Here is a 26,102-nt window from a genome sequence, read left to right as displayed (position 1 = left end):
GGTGAAACATTGTATTACCTAGACAAAAACATAGCACTAACTATTGAAAGAATAGAAAAATATATAGAAGATTTCAAGTTTCGTTATCAGCCACGATTGCTGAAGAATAAGCGGTATTTTGACTGTAAAAACGATACCATCATGAGCCGCACATTTGTTGATGTTACGAAACCAAACAATAAATGTGCCCATCCATTTTCCGAGTATATCACAACTTTAATTAGCGGCTACTTTGCTGGAGCACCTGTGACATACGACACCAAAAGCGAGGACTTGAAAAATATTTTATCTTCATACACAGTAAAAGAAGTTTCTCACAACCAGAGTTTAGCAAAGGATTGCTCAATTTATGGTATAGCTGCGGAGCTTCTTTTTATTAATGGAAATAAACAAGTCCAGTTTGAAAAGATTGAGCCTAGTACAGTAATTCCTATTTATTCAACGGATATTACAAAGGAATTGATTTACTGTATTCGTTTTTGGGATTCAACAGACATTCTTACCAATGAAACTACAACCAACATTGAAGTTTATGATAGCCGAGAAATTACCTATTATAGCAAGTCTGTAAATGGAACGGTTCTCACTGGCAAGGAACAGCACTACTTTAAGGAAGTTCCCATTAATATCTATTATAACAATGAGGATTTAATAGGGGATGCCGAGAAGGTACATACTTTAATCGATGGGCTGGATACCTGCGTTAGCGATGACATGAATTTCAGGGCATTATTACAAGATTCATATCTGGTATTCCGCAACACTCACCTTGACGAAGAAGCAATTATTACAATGAAACAGAATAGAATTATCTGCATTGAAGACACTGAAAATGGTATGCAATCCGATGTTTCTTGGCTGAATAAGGATAGTAATAATTCAGAGAGCGAAAATATTAAAAATCGCCTTGCAAGTGATATTAAGATGTTCTCCTGTATCAGTGAGTTAGAAAATAAGTCTCATACAACGGCAACGGCAGCCCGATTAAGTCTTTTATCTCTCGAGCAGAAATGCGCCACCAAAGAAACTTATTTCCGTAAAGCCTTATTAAATCGGTGGGAGATGGTATGTAATTATTATAATCTTTTAGGTAGCAACATTACTATTGAGGATTTGAAAATTACGTTTATTAGAAATTTGCCCACAGATTTTACAGCACTGTCTGATAGTATTGCAAAATTCGCTCCTTATATTAGCAAGCGTTCGCTATTATCTCAAATTCCATTCATTAATGATATTGACGGGGAATTGTCAGCAATGGAACAGGAAAATTCTATTAATTCATATGATGATGATATTCTAAGTGGTGATGATGATGGACAGTAAAACCTATTGGGCTGAAAGAATGGAAAATGCGCTTAAGCTATCTGAAAAGCAAGTGGCACGTCCACTAAAATTATTGTATAGAAAAGCATTCAACAATATTAAGGGTGAATTGCTTAACATATGGCTTGATATGGCGGCAGAGGGTGAGATTTCACAATCAGCACTTTACCAGAGAAATAGAATGTCCAACTTACAAGCCTTGTTATCCAAGGAGTTAAAAAAACTTGGAGAAACGAATATTGAATTTATGCAGACAAGCCTTTATAATACTTTTCAAAATGGCTATGAATCTATGGATAAATTTCTAGGCATTGCAGGTACATTCTCATTTCTGGATGAGCAGGTTGCAAGAGAAATTATTAGCCAAAATTACAAGGGTGCTATATTTTCAGAGCGCATATGGAACGATATGGACAAATTGCGTTTGCAGATTGAGGATAGTGTTACTAAGTCAGCATTACAGGGTAAGGACGTAAGAAAAGTAGCAAAGGAATTGCAGGAAAGAATGAATGTTGCTTATTCCAGTAGCAAACGGATTACTGTAACGGAAACGGGACGTGTATTTAATGAATCTGCAAGGCAAAAGGCTATGGACAGGGGATATACAAGCTATAGTATTTTAATTGAACCAGATGCCTGTGAGGATTGTGTTAGAGAGTTTACAGGGAAACATTTTAATATTAATCAGAGTGTTTTACCTTTGCATCCACATTGTCATTGCACCGTTCTTATAGATGTTGATTAAGGCATTCTCTTAATTTGGGAGGGTGTTATTTTTATGCCTTTTTAGGGGTTAGGCTTTAAAGAAACAACTAATACAACATAAAAATTAAGGGTTGTCGCATAGTGACAAAACTAAAATAGGAGGATTTTAACATGGAAGAAAATACAGACATTAATGTTAATGAAATGCAGGAAGCTGAAAATACTGAAAACAAGACATACACTCAAGAAGAGGTTATGGCTTTACTTCAATCTGAAGCCGACAAAAGAGTTACACAGGCTTTGAAGAAACAGCAAAAAGATTATGAAAAGAAACTTTCTCTTTCTGGTTTGGATGAACAACAGCGGAAACAGGCTGAAAAGGATATGGAAATTCAAGAGCTGAAAGACAAACTCAGGGAGTTTAACGTAATGCAGACTAAGACAGAAATCACCAAAGTATTATCTGCGAGAGGTTTAGATGCTCGTTTTGCAGATTTAATTGAGATTGGTGACGATGTAGAGGAAGCACAAGCTAGGATTGATAGTCTGGACAAGCTTTTTAAGGCGGCCGTGAAAGCAGAGGTTGAAAAACGTATCGGTAGCAATACACCAAAAACTTCTACCATTGGATTAGAAACAGGCATGACAAAAGAGAAGTTTGCACAGTTAAATGACAACGAAAAGATTGCTTTTTTAAAGAGCAATCCAGATTTTTTAAAATAAGGAGACGATAATATGGCAACAATTAACGGAAGTGTAACAACAGTACAGGATACAACAGCAGGATACATTGAAGCATTGGTTGTAAAAAATGCATTTGAAACAGCAATTACTTCTTTGATTAATGCAAAGAATTTATTCACTACAAAATTTACATTGCAGGGTGAAGATGGTGATTTGATTAGAAAGATTACATACACCTATGAGGGTGGTGTGGTAGATGCCGATACGGGCGAAGTAGTTCCTTCAGAGCAAAGAGGTAAATTATCTTATAAGATTCAAGAGTTAAGAATTAAAGCAAAAAAGCAGGCTTTCGACATCACCGATAAAATGAAACGTCAGAATAGCAACACATTAACAATGATGGCACAGGGCAATGCAGAAACTACATACAACTTTATTAATGATAGTTTCTATACAGCATTAAGAACCATTACAAAGACAAGTGAATACACAACATTTAATTGGGATGCGGTAGAGGACGCACTTGCAACATTGAATCTTGAATCAAGAGAAGGAATGTTTTTACTGGTTTCTCCTAAGATGTACTCACAGTTGAAGAAATCAGCGGAGGTTAAAGCTGCAAACAACGGAGAAATTATTTTCTCTGGACAGGTGAAAACTGTTGATGGTTTGAGTATTGTTATTTCTAATAAATTGGCTGAAGATGAAGCTATTATTGCATCTAAGGATACAGTTGTTTATGAATGTAAAACCGATGCAACGGTTACTACTGACGTATATAATGAATTGGAGAAGGAAACTTTTGTAACTAAGTTCGCTGGTATTGTATATCTTGATAACGAGAAAAAGGCTATTAAGTTGACAAAGGCAGTCTAACAAATGGTTAGGGGGTGCGCCAAATTAGGCGTACCCCTTTTATAATGAGGTGAGAAAATGGAACAGTATTTAGAAGTAGCAAAAGCTGTATTTGAAGCCTATACCAACATTCTATATGATGAAACGAATGCGAAGCACCTTACTATTATTCAAGAAATGGCGAAGTGTCACAAGTCCAAAGAAGGTAATGAAGGTTTGAATAGTGTTTCAATCTCTGGGATTTCAGAAAACTATAACGAGTTTTATCCTTATTATATAAGGGTTATGTTGGACAGTGTTTCACAGCCGAAAAGTAAGGTGAGATTCCTATGAGGTATGAAACTTATAAATTGTATCAGCTTGTAGAAACCTTTGACGAATATGGCAATAGCAAAAATGATTTTGAATTTCTTGAGGATATTCAAGTCTATGTCAATGAACAGCACCTAAAAGTAATGGGTACAAATACTTGTTATTTTGTGAAAGCCTTGCAAGGGGTTACACCTTTTAATCAATTTGAATTAGGCGCAGAATACAAGATTTCTAATTCCTATCATGAGTATAAGATAACCTCCTTTATCAATGGGCGATTATCTCAGCTTGTATTGGAAGAGGTGAAAGTATGAATGAAATTTCTTTGAACCTAGAAAATATTATAAACAACATACTTCCCTCTGCGATTCAGCAAGGACTTGATAGAGCTGGGTACATTGTAGAGAACAGCGCAAAAGTAAAATGTGGCGTTGACACTGGCACACTTAGAAGAAGTATTACTCATGATGTAGAGGGCGATACTTGCTACATTGGCAGCAATATTGAATATGCACCCTACCATCATGAAAAGAATCCATTTCTTGAGGACAGTATACAGGAAAACATACAAGAAATTAAGGATTGTTTTAAGGGGGTGCTTGACAATGCTGAATGAAATTTTAACAATTCTAAAAGCTGACAGTGAATTATATTCCCTCTTGGGTGCTACTGTATCAGACAGTAAAATTTATATGAATCAAGGGAAAGCTGAAACTTGTATCAGCTATAAATATTCTATCATTTCGAGTGATGGAATTAAGGCACAAAGCAAGCTAGAAATGAACTGTATTAGTCCCGATTATGGTAAAGCTGAGAGTATATTGAGTAGAGTAAAACAGCTATTAATTACAGTTGGAAATAAACAATTAAACAATGACATTTTAAACGTAGCCTTGAATGGTGGAGGGAGTCTTTTTATTGAAGAAACCAAACAACACATCATTAAGGCTTATTTTATTTTGTCAATTCGAGAAAGGATGATTTAAACATGGAAAAAATCGTATTAGGTAGTGGCAAACTGTACATTGATGAATTTACTGGTGCTTTACCTGAAGATGCTGTTTTGGAAGTCGAAACTAAACTTTTGGGATACATTCAGGGCGGTGCAACGTTGAGTTATAAACCTAGTTTTTACGAAGCAAAGGATGATTTAGGTATAGTATCTAAAAAAATGATTACCGATGAAGAAGCCGTTTTAAAATCTGGTGTTATGACTTGGAATGGAAAAACATTGCAAAAACTTTGTTCTACTGCGAGAGTGACAGAGGATGCAACAAAGAAAATCAGAATTGTAAAAATCGGTGGTGCATCTAAATATGATGGGAAGAAATATGTAATCCATTTTGTACATGAGGATGCGGTGGACGGTGATATTCGTATTACAATTGTCGGCAGCAATGAAGCTGGATTTGAACTTGCATTTGCTAAAGATAAGGAAACGGTTATCAACGCAGAATTTAAAGCGCAGCCACAGGATAACGAAGGAACTCTGATTCTGTACAAGGAAGAGGATAGCAGCATTGTAGCGTAAATGATGATGAAGGGGTACTGTATTTTACAGTATCCTATTTATTTTATAGGAGGAATGTAAATGATTAATCTAGAAAAATTATCCAATCCAACGGTTATTATTGACTTGGGTGGACAGACAATGGAATGCTATTTGCCCACAGAGAAACTTCTCAGAACAATGATGTCTATGGGAAATCAGAGCGAAGAAAAAGCCCTTGATGTATTTTATCTTTGTTTACAAGAGATTTTCAATTCTAACATTGATGGTGATGTTTACGAATATGAAACCATTAAAAAATTCGTCACTTTGTCTTTAGGTAAAAGCATTATAAGTCAGTATTTAGAGGGAGCACAGACACAGTTGGGAAAATAATCATCCCTTGTATGCCATCCAATACAGGGGATGAAATACCTAGTTATTTATTAGTTGAAACGGAGGATATTAAAGCTGTATCGGAATATGCAGGGTTAAACTTTAAGGAATGTCTTGAATTGAACTGTTATGAGTATAGGCAGTATTTTAAAGATGCTTTCGTATATAAATATAAACAATTTAAAGAGGGCAGAGAATACCTTGAGGATTGTTGGCTTTTACAACAGACAAAACCTGATAAAAATAAATTAAGAGAGAAATTCGGAAAGGCGGTATAGTTTTATGCTGTCTTTTTTAGTGCCTTTTGGGAGGTGAGAAATGAATGATAGATTTAGGCAGTTTAGTAGCAAAGGTTGTTGTGGATAGTGGAGACGGTACAAAGAAATTACAAGACTTTTCAACACAAGCCGAAAATACAGATGGCAAGATGAAAACCTTTGCAAACAATGTCTCTGGTGGTGTTAAGACTGCTGTTTTAGGCATAACTGCCGCCGTTAGTGCAAGCGCAGTAGCTTTATATGGGATGGCTACAAAGTCAGCCGAAGCCACAGACAGAATAGATAAAATGTCCCAAAAGATAGGCATTTCAAGAGAAGCCTTTCAAGAAATGGATTTTGTTTGTTCTCAATCGGGTATGTCGGTTGAACAGTTACAAGTAGGGATGAAAACCCTTACTTCTGCTATGGATGGGGTAGCCAGTGGCAATAAAAATAATATAGAACAATTTCAAAAGCTAGGGGTTGCTGTAACAAATGCAGATGGCTCATTGCGTAAACAAGAGGATGTAATGTTTGATGCTATGTCAGCATTACAAAGCATGGAAAATCAAACGGAAAAAGCAAGATTGGCTACTGAATTGTTCGGTAAAAGTGGCTCTGAAATGATGCCTATGCTAAACGGTGCCGCTGGAAGCATTGAGGAAATGAGACAAAAAGCACACGATTTAGGTCTTGTAATGGGTGACGATGCCATAGACAGCGGTGTGGCTTTTACTGATATGGTAGACCAGATAAAGCGTAGTTTCGGGGCTGTTACTACGCAGGTAGGTGTTGAGGTAATGCCTATTTTAATGGAATTGGGGCAATTCATTCTTGATAATATGCCTACCATTCAAGAGGTTGTGAGTACGGCATTTACAGTCATTCAGGAGGTTGTTAGCGTAGCAGGGCAACTTATAGGCGGTTTAATTGATGTCATAAAGGCATTGGTAAAGAATGCACAGACTGAAGGTGCTTTTTTCAATGCAGTATGGGAACAGATTAAGATTTTCATTGATACTACGTTTAGGGGAATACAAGCCTTATTTAGCGCCTTTACAGCTTTATTCAATGGAGATTGGGAAGGATTCTGGAATGGAGTAAAAGAGTTTCTTTCTATTTTGCTTGATGGGCTTATTCAATTGATTACCAATTCAGCAAAGTTTTTTCTTAACGCAGGAAAGAGTATTTTTACTTCACTATGGGATGGCTTGAAAAGTGTATGGGAAAACATAAAAAAATGGGTGCAAGATACAGTAGATTGGCTGACTGATAAATTAACATTCTGGAGAAAAAGTAAAAGTGAAATGTCGGAGGACGATGACGACTCAGACGGCAGCCATAGAAACGGCTTGTCCTATGTTCCTTTTGATGGGTATAAGTCTATTCTACACAAAGGGGAAATGGTACTGACACAAGCCGAAGCCGATAGATACCGCAATGGAGAAAACGGTGGAAGCAAGACGGAAAACTTTATTGTAAACATTGAAAAAGTTGAGAACAGCAACGGCAGAACTACAGGGGACTTAATGAGAGAAATGGAATTTTACAGGAAATCTAAGAAATTAGCTACAGGAGGTGTTTAAGGTGTATCAATATTTTACGTTTAAAGGGATAAATTCCCTTGATATGGGTGTGGTTATGCTGAAAGCACCCTCCATTTATAAACCAACAAAAAGGGTAAATGAAATCCAAATTGCTGGGCGAAACGGTATCTTACATGAGGATACCAATACATATGAAAACTATACAAAAGAAGCCGAATGTCAGGTGATGGACAGAAGCCGTATTGATGATGTTAGCGCTTGGCTGAATGGTTATGGCGAAGTTATTTTCAGCAGTGAACCAGATAAAGTATATCGGGCATTCATCAAGAACCAGATACCTTTTAATAACATTCTGCTGAATTTGAATGATTTCCTAGTACAGTTTGATTGTTTCCCTTTTAAATATTCTGTGGATAAAGCAGATGAGGAATTGAGTCTTACTGCACCCACAACGATTTACAACCAAGGAACCATTTACAGCGAACCAATTATCACAGTTTATGGTACAGGGAATATCGCACTTACGATTAATGAAAAAAACTACACGATTACTGGAATTGACGGCTATGTCACTATCAACAGTGAGATTCAAGAAGTTTATAAGGATAGTACAAATAAAAACAATTCCTTTTCAGCGTTGGATTTCCCTAAATTTCAAGAGGGGGCGAATACAATCAGTTGGACGGGAAGTGTAACAAGATTAGAAATAAAACCGAATTGGAGATGGTTATAAGATGGCGCAAGTCTATAAGAAATTAGAAATTGATGTAAATAAAGAAGTAACAAGTATTATTACAGCCGTGCAAAATGATACCAAAAGCCGATATTTAGATGTTATTTTATTAGACGGCAGTACAGCAATTAACCTCACAGGGCATGAGGTTAGAATATATGGGAAAAAGGCTGATGGGACGGAGTTTTATAACAACGGAGCCATTACCAATGCAACCGCAGGAAGGTGCCAGTTTGAATTGACTTCTCAGGCGTTGGCCGTGGCGCAGGACTTGGAAGTGCAGATAATTTTGTACAAAAATAATTTGGAAGTTCTCAGCACACAGCCCTTTAAGATACATATAGTGAAAAGTCTGATTTCTGCAGGAGCTGTGGAAAGTAGTAACGAATATGGCGCATTGGTGGTGCTATATCAAAACCTTTACGAAGCCCATGACTTAATGACTACCATGGTGCAAAATATCGGTGTCCCCGGGGAGATTGCAGGGCAGCTTACCATTGATACCATGTGGGATGCTTGGGAATATCTTTGCAACTATGTTTCCAAGGATTTGACAACATTGCTACAAAATGCAATCAATAACAACTCTGTGGATGGGGTTGTGCAGAGGTTGGGGAATACTGCGGACACAGGTGGAACGGCAACGGCAGGGACGGTAATGGGGAAGCTAAATGCATTAATCAACAAAAAGCAAATGTTTTTATCAAGGAAGATGGCGTCTGTAACTGCAGGAGTAAGCAGTAACAACACAACAGTAATTAATGGGGCTGGTTTATTTTATAGCGTAACGGCATTATCAGTTAATATTTCTGACAGTATAACAATTAGCGTTGATGGTAAATCGTATACTAACACGATGGGTTATAGTTCTGGGAATGCAATGGCTTGGTTGTATTTGACTACCTCGATGAGCGATATGGAAATTCTAAAAGCAAGCTCATATTCAGGATACTCTGGACAACATTTTTCAGTTATAGAATTTAATAATAACTTAACCATAACTTACAACCCCACCTCAACAAGAAACATAAGAATTTTTTATGCTTTATACGAATAGGAGGCTATTATGTATTATAAAAAACAAGGAAATGTACTTCCAGAAATAAAAGCTGGATGCGTATACGAAGAAAGTTATTCTTATGAAGGATATATATTTTTGAAATATGAAGTAAACAATATTCCGTCAGAGGAAATAGTGGAAATAACGAAAGAAGAATACAAAGCAAATAAACCTATTATTCCAGAATTGGAGCCAGACCCAATGGAACTCATAGAAGATGAAGTCCTACAAGCTGAAATGCTGTTAAATCAGCAATTGATTCTAAGCAAGCAGACAGAAATTGATATAACATTAGCAGAATTACTGCTGAATCAACAGGGGGTGGTGAGATGATTTATAAAATTGTAAAGCGGTATTTTGATTCTCAGATTTATTCTGCTGAGAATGTAGGCATGTTCGTAAAAAGTGGCAAAATCACAGCAGAGCAGTTTGCAGAAATCACAGGGCAGGAGTATGAGGTGGTTTAATGATTACCATACATGAAAAGAATAGCACAACATTTGATACTTTGGGCTTGGGGGCATTGCTTCCGAGCCTTTGTACTGTAAAAGAGGAGTTAAACGGCCTGTATGAATTGGAGATGGAACACCCTTATGATGAGTGGGGGAAATGGGAGGACATTGAAAAGGGACGTATTTTATGTGTAAGTACGCCAAGGGGAAAACAGCCTTTCAGGATTTATAACATTAAGCCTACTATGGAAAGTATTGCAGTGAATGCCCGTCATATCTTTTATGATTTACTGGATAACTTTATTCAATCATGCGGTATCACAGCACAGACACCACAAAGCACATTGAATAGCTTGAAATCAAGTTTTAATTATTCTATGCCATTTACATTTAATACCACACTGACAGGCACAGGAAGCATGGCAGTATCTAGTATCAATCCTATAGCTGCACTTTTAGGAGATGGGAAAGACAATGATAGTTTTGTTTCTGTTTTTGGTGGTGAGATATTAAGGGATAATTATAATATTTCCTTCTTACCCTCCATTGGCAGTGATAAAGGGGTTTCTATCCGATATAGTAAAAACCTTATAGGCTTAGTGATTGAGGAAGATATTAGCGAGGTAGCCACAAAAATATTTCCTATTGGTAAGGATGGCTTAATAGGTTCGCCTGTGAGTAGTTCACATATCAATGACTATCCGTATCCCAAAGCAAGAAAGTATGAAGATTCTTCCCTTACCACACAGGCACAACTTACAGCTTTTGCCCAAAGTATATTGAATAGTGGGGTAGACTTGCCAACGGTAAATATTAAGGCTGATTTTCAGCTATTGGCAAAGACAGAGGAATATAAGAACTTTGCTATCCTTGAAGATGTTCAATTAGGGGACGTTGTGACAGTGGTAAATAGTAAGATGAACTTTAGTAAGAAAGCGAAGGTTATCTCTTATGAGTGGGATTGTTTATTGGAGAAATACAGTACCGTTGAATTAGGGGATTTTGTGGCAGATATTACAAGCAGTATTACCAGCGGAGAGAAAAGCCTTTCAACTGCTTTGGGTGCAAGCACTGAGGTAAAACAGGTATTAAACCTTATCAGTGGTAATATTACCATAGCAAACAATACACTTTATATCAGCATGGATAATGTTAATTACACACAGGCAACAAAATTGTTTCGCTGGGGTACTGGTGGCTTGCAATTCAGTAGCACAGGGGTTAATGGTACATGGAAAACAATAATAGATAGTAATGGAAATTTAGTAACATAAAGGGGTTGATGGAATGAATCATGATGAAATGTCAGTAAGAATTGAGAATGTAGAGGTACGACAGGATAAGTTAGAAAAACGTCAGGATAATTTAGAGCAGCTTACAAATGCTTTCGCAAAAATGGAAACTGAGCAAAGTTACATAAAGAAAGATGTTGGAGAAATTAAAGCAGATGTAAAGGCTTTAGCTGAAAAACCAGCTAAGAGATGGGAAAGTATTGTTGAGAAAGCAATTACTTTTATTGTGGCTGCTGTGGTTGGGTTTTTGTTGAGTGGGGGAACGATGTAAGAAAATATTAGGGTATATAGTGTGATGGCTATATACCCTTTTTTTTACTTCTAAAAGTCTATTTGACATAAGGTTTCTAGTATGATAATCTTCATTGTAGTACGAAAAATAAAGTGTGTTTTAGTATGATAATGATGTGGTTTGAAAAAACAATGGTTTTTAAGATAAGGAAACTCATTATCATAATTGGATTTTTAGACAAAAACTCTTGAAACCCTTGATTTTACTGCGTCCCCAACACCTGTATTTTTGACGAAAAAGCCGGAATCATCCTGGATGATAACTTTGTAAAATTAATTGCGTGGTATGATAATGAATGGGGTTATAGTAATAAAGTTGTTGATTTAATTGCCCATATGTATTCTGTGGATAACCAGTGATTTGAAGATTTCTAAGTTTTTATAAAAACGTATTATTTACCGATACTAAACATCAATTATGACAATGATTGATTTAGTATGATAAGTTTTAAGCGTTGTTAAAAAATCAATTATGACAATGATAGTCTCTTTCTTTTGTTGAAAATTTACAGGAGAAGGAGGCTATTTTTATGGAAATAAAAACTATTGCCAATGATTAAAATTTTCACTTGACTTTATAGGAAATAAAGGAATTACTGAAATTGAATTATAAGATAATGTTCCGATATTTTAAAATTCCTACACAAGAAGTGGGGAATGTAAGAAAGGAAAAAGATATTATAAGGACTTTTACCAAAGAGGATATAAGAAAAAAGCTTAAATGTTACAGCGACAATACATTTCTGGATGTAGGAATAAGATTATCATTGCAATGTTTTTTGATACTGGTATTAGACTTACTGAGTTAATAAGTACCTAAAATCCCATTTCTTGAAACGTTTCGTAGACAGAAATTTTTAGGTGGATAAATAAGTCAACCCATAAAATTGAACATCTATAATTTCTGTAAATTTCATTTTCTCTGTGGAAAATGGACTGACAAATGCGTACCCCATAGAAGACACCTAGTTAAAACGCTTGATAATTTTAAATAAATGATGTATTTTTATATTATTGGAAGGAGTTTAATACAATGAATCGTAAGGTAACAGTACTTAATATATTAACTTTTTTTTGTGCATTAAGCACTTTTATTACTTATGTGATTTTAAATGAACGTTTAATAGGGTGCGTATTAGCATCTGTGTTATGTTGTTTGCAGTGTCTGCTAATGAAACTTGCAAAAAAAGAAAGAGAAGCAAACAACTATGAAGACAAAATTGAAAAATAACTTCGAACTGACCATGATAGTTGATTATTGTGGGGGCAGTTAGGTGCTAGAGAATATTAAATAATTGGATTAAACAATATATTTGGATATGGATTTAGAAGATGATTTAAAGTTCGCCTTCAAAGGCGTTCGTAAAAATGTCAAAGAACATATTTATAATATCACACAAGTGTGGTGTTGATAATTACTTTCTTTTCTTTGACTTTTATAAAGCTAGGTATTACGGTTGGTGTTAATTCATTAAATAAAGTAAGGCAATAGCGCAGTTTAACTATAACACCCATTTTGGGTGTTTTTTTGTATTCTTACAGGGTAAAGGAGAAACAATTTAAACCAGTTGTTTTTATTTTTTCGCTTAAATGAGGATTTTTAAAATATTGGCAGACGGGACTGGGTATAATTAATGGAAAGGGATACAAATTCAGTGAAAGCATTTACGATTTGTGAAATTTTCAAATCATCCCATTTTTATTCATTCTGTATTTGTTAAAATGCATAGATATTATAGAACCAATAATTTTGTAGAGGCTTATTTATAAACGGGGTTACATAAATTACAAAATATAGAAAAAAATTGTACAAAAACAAACAAATATTTTCTACTAACATTTGCTTGTTTTCAATGAAAAAAGAATGTATATTATATAATGATAGTAAAAAATGTAATTGGAATAGAGATTTTGAAAAAGTGAACCACAGTTTTTGTCACAAAATCAGATTGTGAGGACAATATATGCATTGGTATAAGAAATTTAGGCATATTTTTCTGATTGCTATTATTTTTTTTGTAGTCACCTCTTTTCAAACATTTGAATATTTAAGTTATAGCAAAAGTATAATGCAAGAGCAAAGAAAGATTGCGTTTCGTGAAGATGCTGAGGTAATGGGATATCGATTTCAGCAGAGAATGGAGCAACAATTGATTATGCTGGAAGCTTTGGCTGATTATGTTGTAAAAGAAGATGATTTTTCAAAAGAAAATATAATTCATTTCAGAGAATATAATACTTTATTAAGTGACTTTAAGCAAATTGCAATTGCTGATATTGAAACGGGAGAGGCGGCATATTTGGATGGCATAATTGTGGATATTTCCCAAAAGAGATTTTTTCAAGAGGCACTTGGAAAAAGCCGTAGCATACAGTTCTTTCAAGAGGAAGGACGTGGGGATGAGGAAATTATCTTAACAACACCTCTTTATTCCGGAAATATATTAAAAGCCTTATTAATTGCCCATGTGAATTATGAGTCCGTGGAGAAATACATTCTTTCTGACTCATATGGCGGAGAGGGTTTTTTGTGCGTAACAGATAAACAGGGAAATATTATGGGCTGGCATCCGGGGAATAGACATTTTGATGGACAAAACAATATTTTAGCTTTTTTTAACGCAAATAACATTTCCTTAGAAAAAACTTTGGATAATGGGGCGGAGAAAGAAAATTTATTTATCTATAGCAGTGAAGGCAAGGTTTGGTATTCCTCCTATACACCCCTTGAAATAAATGGGTGGTATTTATTTTCTACGTTACCAGAGTATCTCGTTACACAAAATGATGATTTATTTGAGGAATTAAAAATAGACTTAATTGTAAAGATGCTGTTTATAAATATTGCCGCATGCATACTCATTTATTTTTTAATTAGAAATGAAAAGGCGGCGGTTGAAAAGGAAAACAATTGCTTAAGAACGGCAGAGGAAGTTGCCGGAATGATTTCCTTTGAGGGAGATTATCGAAAGGATACCTTTGTAGTCAATAATAATTATTTCAAACAATTTGGAAGAAATCCGGTTATGCACAAAATTAGTGATTTTGCTAAGCCTCATCCTTTTATCTTTGAGGAAGATAGAGAGGTTTTCATGAAATTGGGACAAGAGCTAATTGATGGTAAGGTAACGGGTAATGCCCAATATCGACTGCTGGGGAAAGATGGAAACATACAGTGGCATCAGTTTGTTTATCGTGTATGGCACGATAGACATGGCATACCATTGAAGTGTTATGGCATGATTGTACCCATTGATCAGCAGATGAAGGTAATATCAAAATTACAAATGCAGGTAGAAAAGGATCCGTTGACAGGGGTGCTCAATCGAATGGCATTTGAAATTTATGCGAATTTAAGCCTCAACGGAGAATCGGGGAGCCAGAACCATGCGTTGCTTTTACTTGATTTAGATGATTTTAAGCAGATAAATGATGGATATGGTCATGTATTGGGGGATCATGTGCTTGTTGCGACGGCAGAGCTTTTAAAGGCCTGTGTTCGTAACAGTGATTATGTTGGGCGTCTTGGCGGAGACGAATTTGCGGTGTTTCTTAAAAATGTAAATAAAGAGCAGGCTGCAAAAAAAGCTGCTGAAATATGTGAAGCCCTTGAAAAAGAAGAAATGAAGTCCGATGAGGCAATTGTTACCTGTAGTATAGGGATTGCTTGTTTTCCCCAAAATGGGGCTGACTTTAATGAATTATATTTGCGTGGCGATCAAGCGCTGTATAGAGTTAAGGGAAAGGGCAAAAACAGTTTTATGTTGGCAGATTAGATTTTGTGTAAGTATTGGAATCTGTTTGAGTATGTCAGGAAAATTTTCAAAAGGCTAGCAATAAATTTTGAAAAAACACTTGCATTATGTTGAAATATATGTTAATATGGTCAAGCAGTTTTCCATGCGGATGTGGCGGAACTGGCAGACGCACCAGACTCAAAATCTGGCGGTAGTGATATCGTGTGGGTTCGAGTCCCACCATCCGCACTAGCGAAAGCCATATATGAGTTTATACTCATATATGGCTTTTTTCGTTATTTATGACAATGTGGGATCAATGAAGATTATTATTGTTGGAGAAGAAGAGAGATGAAAATTATTAAAGTTGAAGATAGAGATTGCTGGTAGGACAACTTGTGAATAGTCAGGGAAGATTCTGTGAAAGAAACCCATTTGTTTTTGTCGTCTTGGAGATAGACAATATTCAAAAATATATTTCATAGACTTTAGCAAATATTCCGAAATAAGTGTACACAGTGAGGCAATCAGTTTGACGATCTCTTTCAGCATAATGGCTAAAGAAACTTATTTTCAATTCGGATACTAAATAAAAGATAGAATATTTCCAACCGTTAAATAACATATTTCCTAGGTTAACTTTCGCATATTCTTTTTTATTATAAACTTCATATATATATTTTTATAAAAATTATTAAACGGGGGATCAATAATGTGCACTTCTATAACAATGAAAACAATTGAAAATAAAAGTTTTTTTGGGAGAAATATGGATTTTTCTCATGATATTGACCCTCATTTTTTTGTAGCGCCGCGGCAATATACATGGAAAAGTGCTGCAGATATGAAAAGAATTACAACAAAGTATAAATTTATTGGCATCGGGCAACAGCTAGAAGGGCTTTTAGCCTTTTTCGATGGAGTGAATGAAACAGGTTTTGCAGCTGCGGCTCTTTATTTCAGCGGATATGCAAAATATGATTCCCTTTACCATAACACAAAAAAAATTCAGCTTGCTGCTTTTGATTTTTTGAAATATTTGCTTGGAGGATGCGCAACAGTATTTGATGTAAAGCAAGCCGTTAAGGAAGTAAGCCTTATCGGCATCGCTGATCCTGTAACAAAGACCGCCGCCCCCCTTCATTGGATTGCCACAGATAAAGGCGGAAGATGTGTTGTTATTGAGAAAACCGAAAAGGGCTTTGCCGTTTTTCAAAATCAAATTGGCGTGCTTGCGAATGCACCGGATTTCCCCTGGCATATGGCAAATCTAAATAATTATTGCAACATCACTTCGACTCAACGTGAAGATGTCCAATGGGGGAAGTTGAAGCTTTCTCCACCCAGTCAAGCAGGAGGCACCCTTGGACTGCCAGGAGGATTTGCTTCACCTGAAAGATTTGTGCGCACAGCATTTATAAAAACCCATGCATCTACACCCCCGGATGATGATTCAGCCGTTGAACTTTGTTTTCAGTGTCTGAAAAGTGTAAGCATCCCTAAGGGTGTTGTAATCACAGGACGTAATACATCAGATTATACCTTGTACACGGCTTTTGTAAACCAAGAAAAAGGGGAATATTTCGTGAATACCCATACCAACCAGCAAATTTACAAGGCATCCATAAATGAAAGAAAATACGAACAATTGGGTCAAGAGCTTTTGGATTTGGGCTCTATATTTAAGCCTGTAGAGTTTCTGCCATTTTGCCATTAAATCTTACGATATTTTTTTTCAGCGTTGATGTATTTGACAATGAAAAGTTAGAAAACAAATTAGAGAGGCTCATGTAGTTCCACAGGTGAAAAATATTGGTTTCTTTTTTATAATAAAGATATACATTAATAAAACACAGCAATTACCCCCCGTTTACAGCTCGAGGTACTTTGCTGTGTTTTTAGTTTAAACTGCGAAGCAGGAACAATTGCCTAGTATCCTTATTTATTGATAAAGTTATTATATAGGGTACTTGGATATGATTCTTAAGGGTTGGAGTAAAACATTATTAAAGCATGTCCGAAAATGGCTGGATATTATGAATGAAGAAGTCTATAATTTGAAATAAGGAGGCGAGCATGTATGCCAGAAAAGGATAGCGCTCTTTATGCCGCATTTGTAGCAAAGGATTCACGTTTTGATGGACGTTTTTTTGTAGGTATTTCTTCCACGGGCATATACTGCCGCCCTGTATGTCGGGCTCGGCAACCAAAAGAAGCGAACTGCACCTTTTATGCTACTGCAGCACAAGCTGAACAAGAGGGATACCGTCCTTGCCTTTTATGTAGACCCGAACTTGCACCGGGAACCTCCATAACTGACGCTACAGCTATGCTGGCACACAAGGCGGCAAGAGTGTTAGAAGAAAAATGTGGAACCGGAGATCGTTTAGAGGAAATTGCCGGGCTGCTTGGTTGTACGGATCGACATTTACGCAGAGTGTTTACAAAAGAATATAATGTGACCCCTCTTCAGTATCTTCAGACATGTAGGCTGTTGCTTGCTAAAAATTTACTTACTGACACAAATCTAAATGTATTAGATGTTGCATTGGCGTCTGGTTTGGAAGCCTAAGGCGGTTTAATGATGTTTTCAAAAAGCATTATCAGCTTACCCCTACATCATTAAGAAAACAGGCTGTAGCAGAAAGTCAAAGAAATGGCGAAATTACCTTAGCGTTAGGGTATCGCCCGCCTTATCGTTGGGAAGAAATGCTGAAATTCTTGGCAGGGCGGGCAATTGAAGGTATTGAGGTGGTAAAGAATGACGAATATATGCGCACTGTTCATTTGAAAAATGCAGAGGGGATGTATGCGAGCGGCTGGATACGGGTGGGGCATAAGACAAAAAAGAATGCAATAAGTGTTACTGTAAGTGAATCTTTATTGCCAGTACTTCCTATGGTTTTAGCTAGGATACGGCATTTATTTGACTTATATTGCAATCCGGAAGCAGTGTATGAAACACTGAAGGTTATGAACGACATCCGCCCCGGACTTTGTGTTGCAGGAACCCGTGTGCCCGGGTGTTTCAATGCTTTCGAGATGGCAGTGCGAGCGGTACTTGGACAGCAGATTAGTGTCAAGTCAGCCAGTACATTGGCAGCTAGATTGGTTCGTCATTATGGTACACCGATTCAAACTGGAATAGAGGGTTTAACTCATGTTTTTCCTTCTCCTGAAGGGATATTGGCACTGGAGGGACCTATCGAAACTCATTTTGGTCCACTGGGTGTTATAGGCACTCGTTCCAGAACAATTCTTGAACTCGCGCGGAAAATTACACAGGGAGAAATTAATTTTACCTATTGCCACCAACCGGAGGATGAAATGAAAAAGCTGATGGATATTCAAGGCATTGGAAGCTGGACAGCCCAATATATTGGTATGCGAGCCATGGAATGGCCTGATGCTTTTCTTGAAACTGATGCTGGTGTAAAAAAAGCATTACAGCCTTATACTTCAAAAGAAATATTAAAAATGGCTGAAATCTGGCGCCCCTGGCGCAGCTACGCAACGATTAACCTTTGGAATTCACTGTAAGGAGGTACACTATGTATTACGCAACGACATATATGTCCCCTGTTGGTATGATTACCATGGCGTGTGACGAACACAATCTTGTTGGATTATGGAACGAGGGGCAAAAATATTTTGGTGGAACCATAGCTCAACAGATGACTGAAAAGGAGGACATGCCTATTTTTGAAGGGGTTAGAAAATGGCTAGATCGATATTTTTCAGGTGAAAAACCCCTGATTTCTGAGTTGCCCTTGGCACCCATAGGTGGAGAATTTCGGCAAATTGTATGGTCTTTTTTATGTGAGATACCTTATGGTGAGGTGATTACCTATGGCGAAATTGCCAAGAAAATGGCAGTGAAGATGAAGAAAAGCCAAATGGCAAATCAAGCAGTGGGCGGAGCAGTTGGACATAATCCTATTTCTATCATTATTCCTTGCCACAGAGTTGTGGGTTTCAATGGTAGTTTAACAGGGTACGCAGGGGGTATTCAAACTAAAATTAAATTGCTTGAATTAGAGGGTGTGGACATTTCTCGTCTGTTTATACCCAAAAAAGGAACGGCTCTTTGAAGTTTGATTACACTTTTATGGAAGAACTTTTTTGTTTGAGGGAAATTTTTGATGCACGTTCCATGGGCGATTTAGCTAAAAAAGATTTGGGTAAAAATTTAGAAGCAAATTCTATACCCATTGGATTATGAGAGTATAGCGTGCGAATGCCAGATTTCTTTGTATGATGGTTATTCGCAGCATTTGATGGTACTAATTTAGGTAAAATCACAAATTGTTACTTCCTAAAGTGCTTTGTTTTATCTAAAAAGTAAAATAATTGTATTAAACTTAATTTGAAGAGTTCCTATGAATGTCATTTATCTGATTTATCAGAGTGAATGACATTTTTTTGAAATTATGATAAGATAATTATAGTGATTTACAAATCTTTAAGGGTGGAGATCGTATGAAGGAGAATAAAGTAACATTAATCGTTTTAATAAGTTGCGTATTACTTTTCGGTTGTGGCAGTGATTCGAAGAAAGAAGCGGAGCTTTTGACATTGAAGCAGGAAAATGTCTATTTATTCAAAGATGGATCAAATGTTAATTTGTGGCGGATGGAACGTATTGGTCGAGATGTATATAAACTTTCGGATGGCACAATCCTATTGATGGTAGCAGAACCCAGTGTTCCTGTTGAAGAAAATCAAGAAGGAATAAAGAATTCCAGTTCTCTATATCTAAGTGAAAAGGTTCAAAAGGCAGTATCAACTTTTTATCAAAAACAGGGATTGTTATATGATATTCAAGGAGAATTAGAAAAAGCCTATACTTATTATTTAAGCTGCAAAAAAACAGGGAAAACATTTGACCACTTTTTTATTAGTCAAGATAGCTTTTTTTCTTGTACAAGCAATAATATTGTATGCTTTGATACTTCTGTAACATTGGTTCGTGAAAACAGGGAAGCACAAGATATTCTATTGAGTGCCATATTCGATAAAAGTACGGGTGAGCAACTAAGTATTTGGGATTTATTCGTATATTCGCAAAGTGAGAGTAAAAAGCGATTGCTGAATGCTTTGAAAATTGATGATAAAGTTCTCTTAACAGAGATGGAGAAAACATTTAAGGATGAATATATTTTTCTTTCCCCCAATGGTCTGGTCATTTCTTTCCCAGAAGGAGCATTGCCAAGTGAGAATGCCAGCCTCAGTGTAAAAATTGAGTATATTGATCTTCAAGGTATATTGCAAAGCTGGGCAATTCCACACCCTGGAAAAAAGGGTTAAATATTTATCTGCAAAAAGATGATTCAAATTCTATAAAAAAATGAACTCTGAATCAAATCTAGCATTTTAAAAAGCAGTATGCTTCGGCAAAAAACTCATTTTACGACCCTTTGTTATTTTCATTTGTTATTGGTTAACATAAACTAACTGTATAAATATGTTTTTATATCTAATAAAGGGGCTAGGCGTAATGTATATCCTAAGTTCATAAAGCACATTGATTGTGGGATTAAAAGTGTTATTTAGAAAAATCTAAGCTGGATGGAATTTCTCGATTTAAATTAGGTTACAAATTAAAATTATCCGTTCTAAAGATTTGCAAATGAGAGTGTAAATTGTTTTGTGAGCTATTTTAGTAGATAATTTTGGCTTTTTTTCAATTTAAAATCATTTAATTCAAAGAGCTATTAAAAGGGCATAATCTTCATTCATTTTGAAAATACACTGTTTTGTAGTCAAAAGCTGAGCCACGGCACATATCATTTGCTATGGTTCAGCTTTTACCTTGCGTTTATGAAGAAATAAAATAAACCATAGTTTGGCGTATAGTAATTAAGAATTGCATAGTTTGGAGTTCTTGACATTATTATAGATAGGGGGTAACATGGAAATGAGTTAGCTTAAACTAATTATTAAAGAAATTTGCTGTGGAATAAGGTTTCCTTTTGTTTGGAAGATATCTAAAAGATTATAATATTGTTGGAAGGGGATTGGAAGGTGAAAGACATGACTGCCACAGAAAGAGAAAAAAACTTGTATGGCCGTTCTGTGCAGATTGTATCTCGCTCAGAAGAGCAAATTGTGTATAAGTTGACAGATAAATCAGGGGATGTGCTCATGACAAGCTATCAAATATTTCCGGGAGTTGAACTAATCTATAACGACGTTCATGCCAGAAGATGTTATGTTGAGCGTGCACCCAGAGGAAATTATATAGAAATTAATCATTGTCGTGAAGGGCGTATTGAGTTTACATTTCATGAAGATTATTTCTATTTAACAAAAGGAGATTTTTCCCTGAATGTAAAACATGAATCACCCCATGAATCTTATTTTCCCCTCAGTCATTATCATGGGGTTTCTGTTTTGATTGATCTTGATAGAGCTCCAGAAAATCTGAATTGCATTTTGGAGGATATTAATGTTTCTCCCAAGGAATTGGGGGAAAAGTTCTGCAATGACAGCTTTTGTTTCATTGCCCGCCCCACAGCGCAATTAGAGCATTTATTTTGGGAATTATATTCTGTTCCCATCAGCATTCGCAAAGGTTTTTTTAAAATTAAGGTGTTAGAGCTGTTATTACATTTATTTCATTATGAGGATACTTCCCAGAATGAGATTTGCAAACGAAGTGTAAAAAGATCCAGTGTAAATCTGGCGAAAAATGTATGCAATTATTTGACAGAGCATATGGAGAGTCATATTACCATTACGGAGCTTGGGGAGATATTTCATGTATCTCAGACCACCTTGAAAAAAAGCTTTAAAGATGTTTACGGCGTTTCTATATATTCTTTTATTCGAAGGCAGAAAATGCAGGTTGCGGCTTTGCTGTTACGACAGACTGAGAGTACAGTTTTGGAAATAGCAGGAAAATGCGGTTATGATAATGGGAGCAAATTTGCGGGTGCTTTTAAAAATGTGATTGGGATGACTCCAAATGAATATCGAAATACCCATGTTGAGGAAGATATTTTGCATTTTGGTGCTGTTTATGTTGAGAATTAAGACGAAATAATTTCTTTGACTATTATGTGATTTGAAATATTTCTATAGCTTGTATCAATAAGCTTATTTATTTTGATTCTGAACTTGTGGGTATGTTGTTTTGTTTATCTGATAAAGAATGAAAATTGCCCATTTGGAGTTATAAATAACACAAATGGAGCGGATTTTTAAGCAGGATTAATTTAAGATAATACAAGTGACGCCGAAAGGCGTCTAATATACATTTTAGGTTAGTTATGACTAATCTTAGGAAAGAGGGTTAGAAATGAAAAAGCAATCAGATATTTCAAAACTATTTGAATATGCAGGGAATTTTAAATACCTAACAATTCTATCTTGGGTATTATCTGCCGCCAGTGCACTGGTGGCACTTCTTCCATTTGTTTATATATGGAAGTTCATCAAAGAGGTATTGGAGGTTGCACCAAATTTTAATCAAGCTATCAATTTGGTACATAATGGTTGGATGGCTGTTTTATTTGCGGCTTTGTCTATGGTTATTTATATTGGCGCATTAATGAGCTCTCATATTGCCGCATTTCGGGTACAATCCAATATTCGCTCCCAAGCCATGGGGCATATAACTACCTTACCCCTAGGGTTTATGGACGGTATCGGCAGTGGCAAAATACGTAAAATTATCAATGAATCCAGTGCGGCAACAGAATCTTTTTTGGCACATCAATTGCCGGATACCTTTGGTGCCGTAGCAACTCCATTGGGTCTATTGTTTCTTTTATTGTATTTCGATTGGAGGCTGGGTCTTTTAAGTTTAATTCCTATTGTACTTTCTTTTGTAATTATGGGACTGATGGCCGGACCATCTATGAAAGGCAGAATGGAGGAATATCAAAATGCCCTAGACCAAATGTCTAACGAAGCAGTGGAATATGTACGTGGTATTCCCGTTGTAAAAACCTTTGGGCAGTCGGTTTTCTCCTTCAAACGCTTCAAAGCTTCCATTGAAAACTATGAAAAATGGGTATTGTCTTATACAAAGGAGTTGCGCCTGCCCATGCTTTGCTATACCACAGCAATCAATGGGGTTTTTGCCGTTTTAATTGGTGGGGCATTATTTTTTACATCCTGTGGCGTAACAAATGAATTTCTGCTAAATCTACTTTTTTATATCATTATTACACCAATTATCACAGTCACTTTGAACAAGATTATGTATGCAAGTGAAAATAAAATGGTGGTTGCAGATGCGTTACAGCGTATTGAAAGTGTCATGGATCTACAACCCCTGATAGAGGCTAAAATTCCTAAGCATCCAAAAAACAATTCTATTTCCCTACGGGATGTATCCTTCCGTTATAAGGATTCCAAGAGAAATGTCTTGGATGGAATCAACTTGAACATTGCCAGTGGGGAGGTTGTTGCTTTTGTAGGGCCTTCCGGTGGAGGAAAAACCACGCTAGCCAGCATCATTGCAAGGTTTTGGGATGTAAAGGAAGGGGAGGTTTGTGTTGGTGGCGTGAATGTGAAGGAGATCGGGAAAAAAGATTTGATGGATGCGGTTTCCTTCGTATTTCAGGATAGCCGTCTTTTGAAGGCTTCGATACTGGATAATGTGCTCATGGGAAGACCAGACGCTACCAGAGAAGCGGTATTAAAGGCGCTTCATGCGGCACAATGTGATGATATTATTGAGAAGTTGCCTAATGGAATTGATACTGTGATTGGTGCAAAGGGTGTGTATCTTTCCGGTGGAGAGCAACAGCGCATTTCCATTGCAAGGGTTATGCTGAAAAATGCTCCTATCTTAATTTTGGATGAGGCAACAGCATTTGCTGATCCTGATAATGAAGCAAAGGTTCAGAAAGCCTTTTCTGAATTGTCAAAAGGGAAAACTGTGATTATGATTGCCCATCGACTTTCCACTGTTACCAATGCCCATCGTATTTTTGTTTTGAAGGACGGTAAAATTTGCGAGTCCGGTAGCCATGATGAACTTATGAATGATTCCGTTCTTTACGCACAAATGTGGCAGGAATATAACCGTGCCGCTCAATGGAAGGTAGGTGTTATCAATGATTAAGTATTTACAGCATAAATATGCCCTCTCTGAAGTTGGAGCGAAAGATATGCTAAAAGCCTGTGTCACTTGCATTTTTTCCAATATAGCGCTAATGCTTCCCATTTCCTTGCTCTATTATCTTACTTCCGATTTGATGCAAGGAGGGGTGCCTGATGGAAGAAGGGCGTTTTATATTGCAGGATCAATCATTTGCTTGATACTGATTTTTGGAACCACTTATTTTCAATACAACACTACATTTCTTGCAACATATGTGGAAAGCGGAAAAAGACGAATCACACTGGCTGAAAAACTGAGAAAAATGCCATTATCCTTCTTTGGGAAAAAGGATTTGAGTGATTTGACCAGCACAATTATGGCGGATTGTGCTTCGCTGGAAACGGCATCATCCCATTGGATTCCTCAATTAATTGGGGCAATTGTTTCTACAATTTTAGTTGCAATCAGCCTGTTCTTTATTAACTGGACTATGGCCGTGGCAGCTCTTTGGGTACTTCCTGTTGCTTTTCTTATAGTGCTGTTTTCATCGAAGGTACAGCATTCCTTAGGGGTTAAAGAGATGGCTGTGAAAATGGCATGTGCTGATGGCATTCAGGAGTGTTTGGAATCTGTAAGGGATTTGCGGGCAAATAATGCGGAAGAAATATATCTAAAAGGATTAAATAAAAAGATTAAGGCCGTAGAAAAACGTTCCATTATTACAGAGCTTGGTACTGCTGTTTTTGTGGCATCAGCACAAATGGTTTTAAAACTGGGTATTGCCACGGTAGCTTTGGTGGGAGGATTTTTGTTGACAGAGGGAAGCCTTGATATTTTGACCTTTTTTATGTTTTTATTAGTGGTATCTAGGATCTATGATCCAATGCAGTTAGCTTTGCAAAATCTGGCGGCTATGATTGCCACAAATGTTCAATGCGATCGGATGAATGAAATTTTATCCCATCCCATTCAAACAGGAATTGACCGCTTGAGCAATAAAGGCTATGATATTGAATTTGACCATGTAGGTTTTGGATACCTTCAGAAGGAGCAGGTGCTTCAAGATATCTCCTTTACTGCAAAGCAAGGGGAGGTAGCAGCTTTAATTGGACCTTCCGGTGGCGGGAAAACAACGGTGTCAAGACTTGCTTCACGGTTTTGGGATATCACGAAGGGTAAGATTACAGTGGGTGGAATGGACATTTCTGAAATTGACCCTGAATGCCTCATGACTCTATATTCTATTGTTTTTCAGGATGTAACATTGTTTAATAATTCTATTTTGGAAAATATCCGCATCGGTCGGATGAATGCAACAGATGATGAGGTGATCGCCGCAGCAAAGCTTGCCCATTGTGATGAATTTGCTAATAAACTGCCCCAAGGCTGGAACACCTTAATAGGCGAAAATGGCTCAGAGCTTTCAGGAGGAGAAAGGCAGCGCATTTCCATTGCCCGTGCATTTTTAAAGGATGCCCCTATCATTTTACTGGATGAGGCTACGGCTTCCCTTGATGTGGAGAATGAATCTAAAATTCAAGAGTCTCTTTCTCGCCTGATTCAGAAAAAGACTGTTTTAATTATCGCCCATCGTATGCGCACGGTTGCGGGTGCCGATAAAATTGTAGTACTAGATGGTGGTTATGTTGCGCAACAAGGAAAGCCGGAAGATTTGCTTGCAGTACAGGGGATTTATCAGAACATGGTGCGAATTCAGGCAGAAACGAATCATTGGAAATTAGTTTAGAATTACTATAAAATCTATTTTTCTGACTAACATGGGTTAAAAACAAAAATTTGCTTGTAAGTATTTATAAAAAGACTGTCTATACGGAAGAAAAAGACCATCACATTTCGGTGGTCTTTTTTGTTTTTCAACAGTCCTTTAGAAGATATTAAGAATTTATTGTA

The 26,102-nt window shown here is 36.6% G+C and carries 29 protein-coding genes and 1 tRNA gene; 29 read left to right on the top strand and 1 reads right to left on the bottom strand.

Features of this window, described 5'->3' with window-relative positions:
- Window positions 1-9 precede the first annotated feature (9 nt).
- The 25 genes from CPRO_RS10330 to CPRO_RS10215 all read left to right on the top strand — a co-directional run bounded on the left by CPRO_RS10330 (window position 10) and on the right by CPRO_RS10215 (window position 19,227).
- Entirely contained in the window at window positions 10-1,326 is a 1,317-nt protein-coding gene (locus CPRO_RS10330) for a phage portal protein (protein ID WP_066051352.1), read from the top strand.
- Window positions 1,316-2,071 carry a minor capsid protein gene (locus CPRO_RS10325; protein WP_066051350.1) on the top strand — a complete coding sequence of 252 codons (756 nt, stop codon included), beginning with the start codon at window positions 1,316-1,318 and terminating at the stop codon, window positions 2,069-2,071. The genes CPRO_RS10330 and CPRO_RS10325 overlap by 11 nt, the downstream gene beginning before the upstream one ends.
- 131 nt (window positions 2,072-2,202) lie before the next feature.
- Window positions 2,203-2,754, top strand: a complete 552-nt coding sequence (locus CPRO_RS10320; RefSeq protein WP_066051347.1) for a capsid assembly scaffolding protein Gp46 family protein — start codon at window positions 2,203-2,205, stop codon at window positions 2,752-2,754.
- A gap of 12 nt (window positions 2,755-2,766) precedes the next feature.
- Window positions 2,767-3,591, top strand: coding sequence for a hypothetical protein (locus CPRO_RS10315; protein ID WP_066051345.1), 825 nt, complete (start codon window positions 2,767-2,769; stop codon window positions 3,589-3,591).
- Window positions 3,592-3,648: 57 nt separating this feature from the next.
- Window positions 3,649-3,903, top strand: a complete 255-nt coding sequence (locus CPRO_RS10310) for a hypothetical protein (RefSeq protein WP_066051342.1) — start codon at window positions 3,649-3,651, stop codon at window positions 3,901-3,903.
- The gene (locus CPRO_RS10305) at window positions 3,900-4,196 is read left to right on the top strand and encodes a hypothetical protein (RefSeq protein WP_066051339.1); all 297 of its coding nucleotides are present in this window, start codon (window positions 3,900-3,902) and stop codon (window positions 4,194-4,196) included. Before CPRO_RS10310 ends, CPRO_RS10305 begins: the two co-directional genes overlap by 4 nt.
- Window positions 4,193-4,498, top strand: coding sequence for a phage virion morphogenesis protein (locus tag CPRO_RS10300; RefSeq protein WP_066051336.1), 306 nt, complete (start codon window positions 4,193-4,195; stop codon window positions 4,496-4,498). Before CPRO_RS10305 ends, CPRO_RS10300 begins: the two co-directional genes overlap by 4 nt.
- Window positions 4,488-4,868, top strand: a complete 381-nt coding sequence (locus CPRO_RS10295; RefSeq protein WP_066051334.1) for a hypothetical protein — start codon at window positions 4,488-4,490, stop codon at window positions 4,866-4,868. Before CPRO_RS10300 ends, CPRO_RS10295 begins: the two co-directional genes overlap by 11 nt.
- Window positions 4,869-4,870: 2 nt before the next feature.
- A complete protein-coding gene (locus CPRO_RS10290) occupies window positions 4,871-5,413 on the top strand; it encodes a hypothetical protein (RefSeq protein WP_066051331.1) in 543 nt (180 codons plus the stop codon).
- Window positions 5,414-5,473: 60 nt separating this feature from the next.
- A complete protein-coding gene (locus tag CPRO_RS10285) occupies window positions 5,474-5,767 on the top strand; it encodes a hypothetical protein (RefSeq protein WP_066051328.1) in 294 nt (97 codons plus the stop codon).
- Window positions 5,768-5,778: 11 nt separating this feature from the next.
- Entirely contained in the window at window positions 5,779-6,045 is a 267-nt protein-coding gene (locus tag CPRO_RS10280) for a hypothetical protein (protein ID WP_066051327.1), read from the top strand.
- Window positions 6,046-6,089: 44 nt separating this feature from the next.
- Window positions 6,090-7,610 (top strand): hypothetical protein, encoded by a 1,521-nt coding sequence (locus CPRO_RS10275; protein ID WP_066051324.1) that lies wholly within the window; start codon window positions 6,090-6,092, stop codon window positions 7,608-7,610.
- Window position 7,611: 1 nt separating this feature from the next.
- Window positions 7,612-8,304: a phage tail domain-containing protein gene (locus CPRO_RS10270; protein ID WP_082754326.1), complete on the top strand. Its 693-nt coding sequence runs from the start codon at window positions 7,612-7,614 to the stop codon at window positions 8,302-8,304.
- Window position 8,305: 1 nt separating this feature from the next.
- A complete protein-coding gene (locus tag CPRO_RS10265; protein WP_066051321.1) occupies window positions 8,306-9,361 on the top strand; it encodes a BppU family phage baseplate upper protein in 1,056 nt (351 codons plus the stop codon).
- 9 nt (window positions 9,362-9,370) lie between these two features.
- Window positions 9,371-9,697, top strand: a complete 327-nt coding sequence (locus tag CPRO_RS10260; protein WP_066048777.1) for a hypothetical protein — start codon at window positions 9,371-9,373, stop codon at window positions 9,695-9,697.
- Window positions 9,694-9,831, top strand: coding sequence for an XkdX family protein (locus CPRO_RS15020; protein WP_236782342.1), 138 nt, complete (start codon window positions 9,694-9,696; stop codon window positions 9,829-9,831). The genes CPRO_RS10260 and CPRO_RS15020 overlap by 4 nt, the downstream gene beginning before the upstream one ends.
- Complete coding sequence (locus CPRO_RS10255; RefSeq protein ID WP_066051318.1) at window positions 9,831-11,090, top strand: phage tail spike protein; 1,260 nt, start codon at window positions 9,831-9,833, stop codon at window positions 11,088-11,090. Before CPRO_RS15020 ends, CPRO_RS10255 begins: the two co-directional genes overlap by 1 nt.
- Before the next feature lie 13 nt (window positions 11,091-11,103).
- Entirely contained in the window at window positions 11,104-11,379 is a 276-nt protein-coding gene (locus tag CPRO_RS10250; protein ID WP_066051315.1) for a hypothetical protein, read from the top strand.
- Between the two features lie 1,053 nt (window positions 11,380-12,432).
- Entirely contained in the window at window positions 12,433-12,630 is a 198-nt protein-coding gene (locus tag CPRO_RS10245) for a hypothetical protein (RefSeq protein ID WP_066051312.1), read from the top strand.
- A gap of 838 nt (window positions 12,631-13,468) precedes the next feature.
- Window positions 13,469-15,175 (top strand): sensor domain-containing diguanylate cyclase, encoded by a 1,707-nt coding sequence (locus CPRO_RS10240; RefSeq protein WP_157881667.1) that lies wholly within the window; start codon window positions 13,469-13,471, stop codon window positions 15,173-15,175.
- A 126-nt stretch (window positions 15,176-15,301) separates the two neighbouring features.
- Window positions 15,302-15,385, top strand: a tRNA-Leu gene (locus tag CPRO_RS10235).
- Between the two features lie 463 nt (window positions 15,386-15,848).
- Complete coding sequence (locus CPRO_RS10230) at window positions 15,849-16,853, top strand: linear amide C-N hydrolase (RefSeq protein ID WP_066051306.1); 1,005 nt, start codon at window positions 15,849-15,851, stop codon at window positions 16,851-16,853.
- Between the two features lie 363 nt (window positions 16,854-17,216).
- Window positions 17,217-17,708, top strand: coding sequence for a bifunctional transcriptional activator/DNA repair enzyme AdaA (locus tag CPRO_RS15810; RefSeq protein ID WP_066051303.1), 492 nt, complete (start codon window positions 17,217-17,219; stop codon window positions 17,706-17,708).
- Complete coding sequence (locus tag CPRO_RS15805) at window positions 17,672-18,676, top strand: AlkA N-terminal domain-containing protein (RefSeq protein ID WP_066051301.1); 1,005 nt, start codon at window positions 17,672-17,674, stop codon at window positions 18,674-18,676. Before CPRO_RS15810 ends, CPRO_RS15805 begins: the two co-directional genes overlap by 37 nt.
- A gap of 11 nt (window positions 18,677-18,687) precedes the next feature.
- Window positions 18,688-19,227, top strand: coding sequence for a methylated-DNA--[protein]-cysteine S-methyltransferase (locus CPRO_RS10215; RefSeq protein ID WP_066051297.1), 540 nt, complete (start codon window positions 18,688-18,690; stop codon window positions 19,225-19,227).
- Between the two features lie 7 nt (window positions 19,228-19,234).
- On the opposite strand, the gene CPRO_RS15505 is transcribed toward CPRO_RS10215, so the two are convergent.
- Window positions 19,235-19,438 carry a hypothetical protein gene (locus tag CPRO_RS15505; protein WP_159430675.1) on the bottom strand — a complete coding sequence of 68 codons (204 nt, stop codon included), beginning with the start codon at window positions 19,436-19,438 and terminating at the stop codon, window positions 19,235-19,237.
- 177 nt (window positions 19,439-19,615) lie between these two features.
- Between CPRO_RS15505 and CPRO_RS10210 the strand changes: the two genes are divergently transcribed.
- The 4 genes from CPRO_RS10210 (at window position 19,616) to CPRO_RS10195 (ending at window position 25,938) form a co-directional block, all read left to right on the top strand.
- Window positions 19,616-20,443 (top strand): hypothetical protein, encoded by an 828-nt coding sequence (locus CPRO_RS10210; protein ID WP_066051295.1) that lies wholly within the window; start codon window positions 19,616-19,618, stop codon window positions 20,441-20,443.
- A 726-nt stretch (window positions 20,444-21,169) separates the two neighbouring features.
- Window positions 21,170-22,171 (top strand): helix-turn-helix transcriptional regulator, encoded by a 1,002-nt coding sequence (locus tag CPRO_RS10205; RefSeq protein WP_066053952.1) that lies wholly within the window; start codon window positions 21,170-21,172, stop codon window positions 22,169-22,171.
- Between the two features lie 265 nt (window positions 22,172-22,436).
- The gene (locus CPRO_RS10200) at window positions 22,437-24,212 is read left to right on the top strand and encodes an ABC transporter ATP-binding protein (RefSeq protein WP_066051293.1); all 1,776 of its coding nucleotides are present in this window, start codon (window positions 22,437-22,439) and stop codon (window positions 24,210-24,212) included.
- The gene (locus CPRO_RS10195) at window positions 24,205-25,938 is read left to right on the top strand and encodes an ABC transporter ATP-binding protein (RefSeq protein ID WP_066051290.1); all 1,734 of its coding nucleotides are present in this window, start codon (window positions 24,205-24,207) and stop codon (window positions 25,936-25,938) included. Before CPRO_RS10200 ends, CPRO_RS10195 begins: the two co-directional genes overlap by 8 nt.
- Window positions 25,939-26,102 lie beyond the last annotated feature (164 nt).

The organism is Anaerotignum propionicum DSM 1682, from assembly GCF_001561955.1.
In the GTDB taxonomy this organism is placed as follows: Bacteria; Bacillota; Clostridia; order Lachnospirales; family Anaerotignaceae; genus Chakrabartyella; species Chakrabartyella propionicum.
The sequence above is the reverse complement of the archived record's forward strand: the minus strand, read 5'-3'. Positions and strand labels throughout refer to the sequence as shown.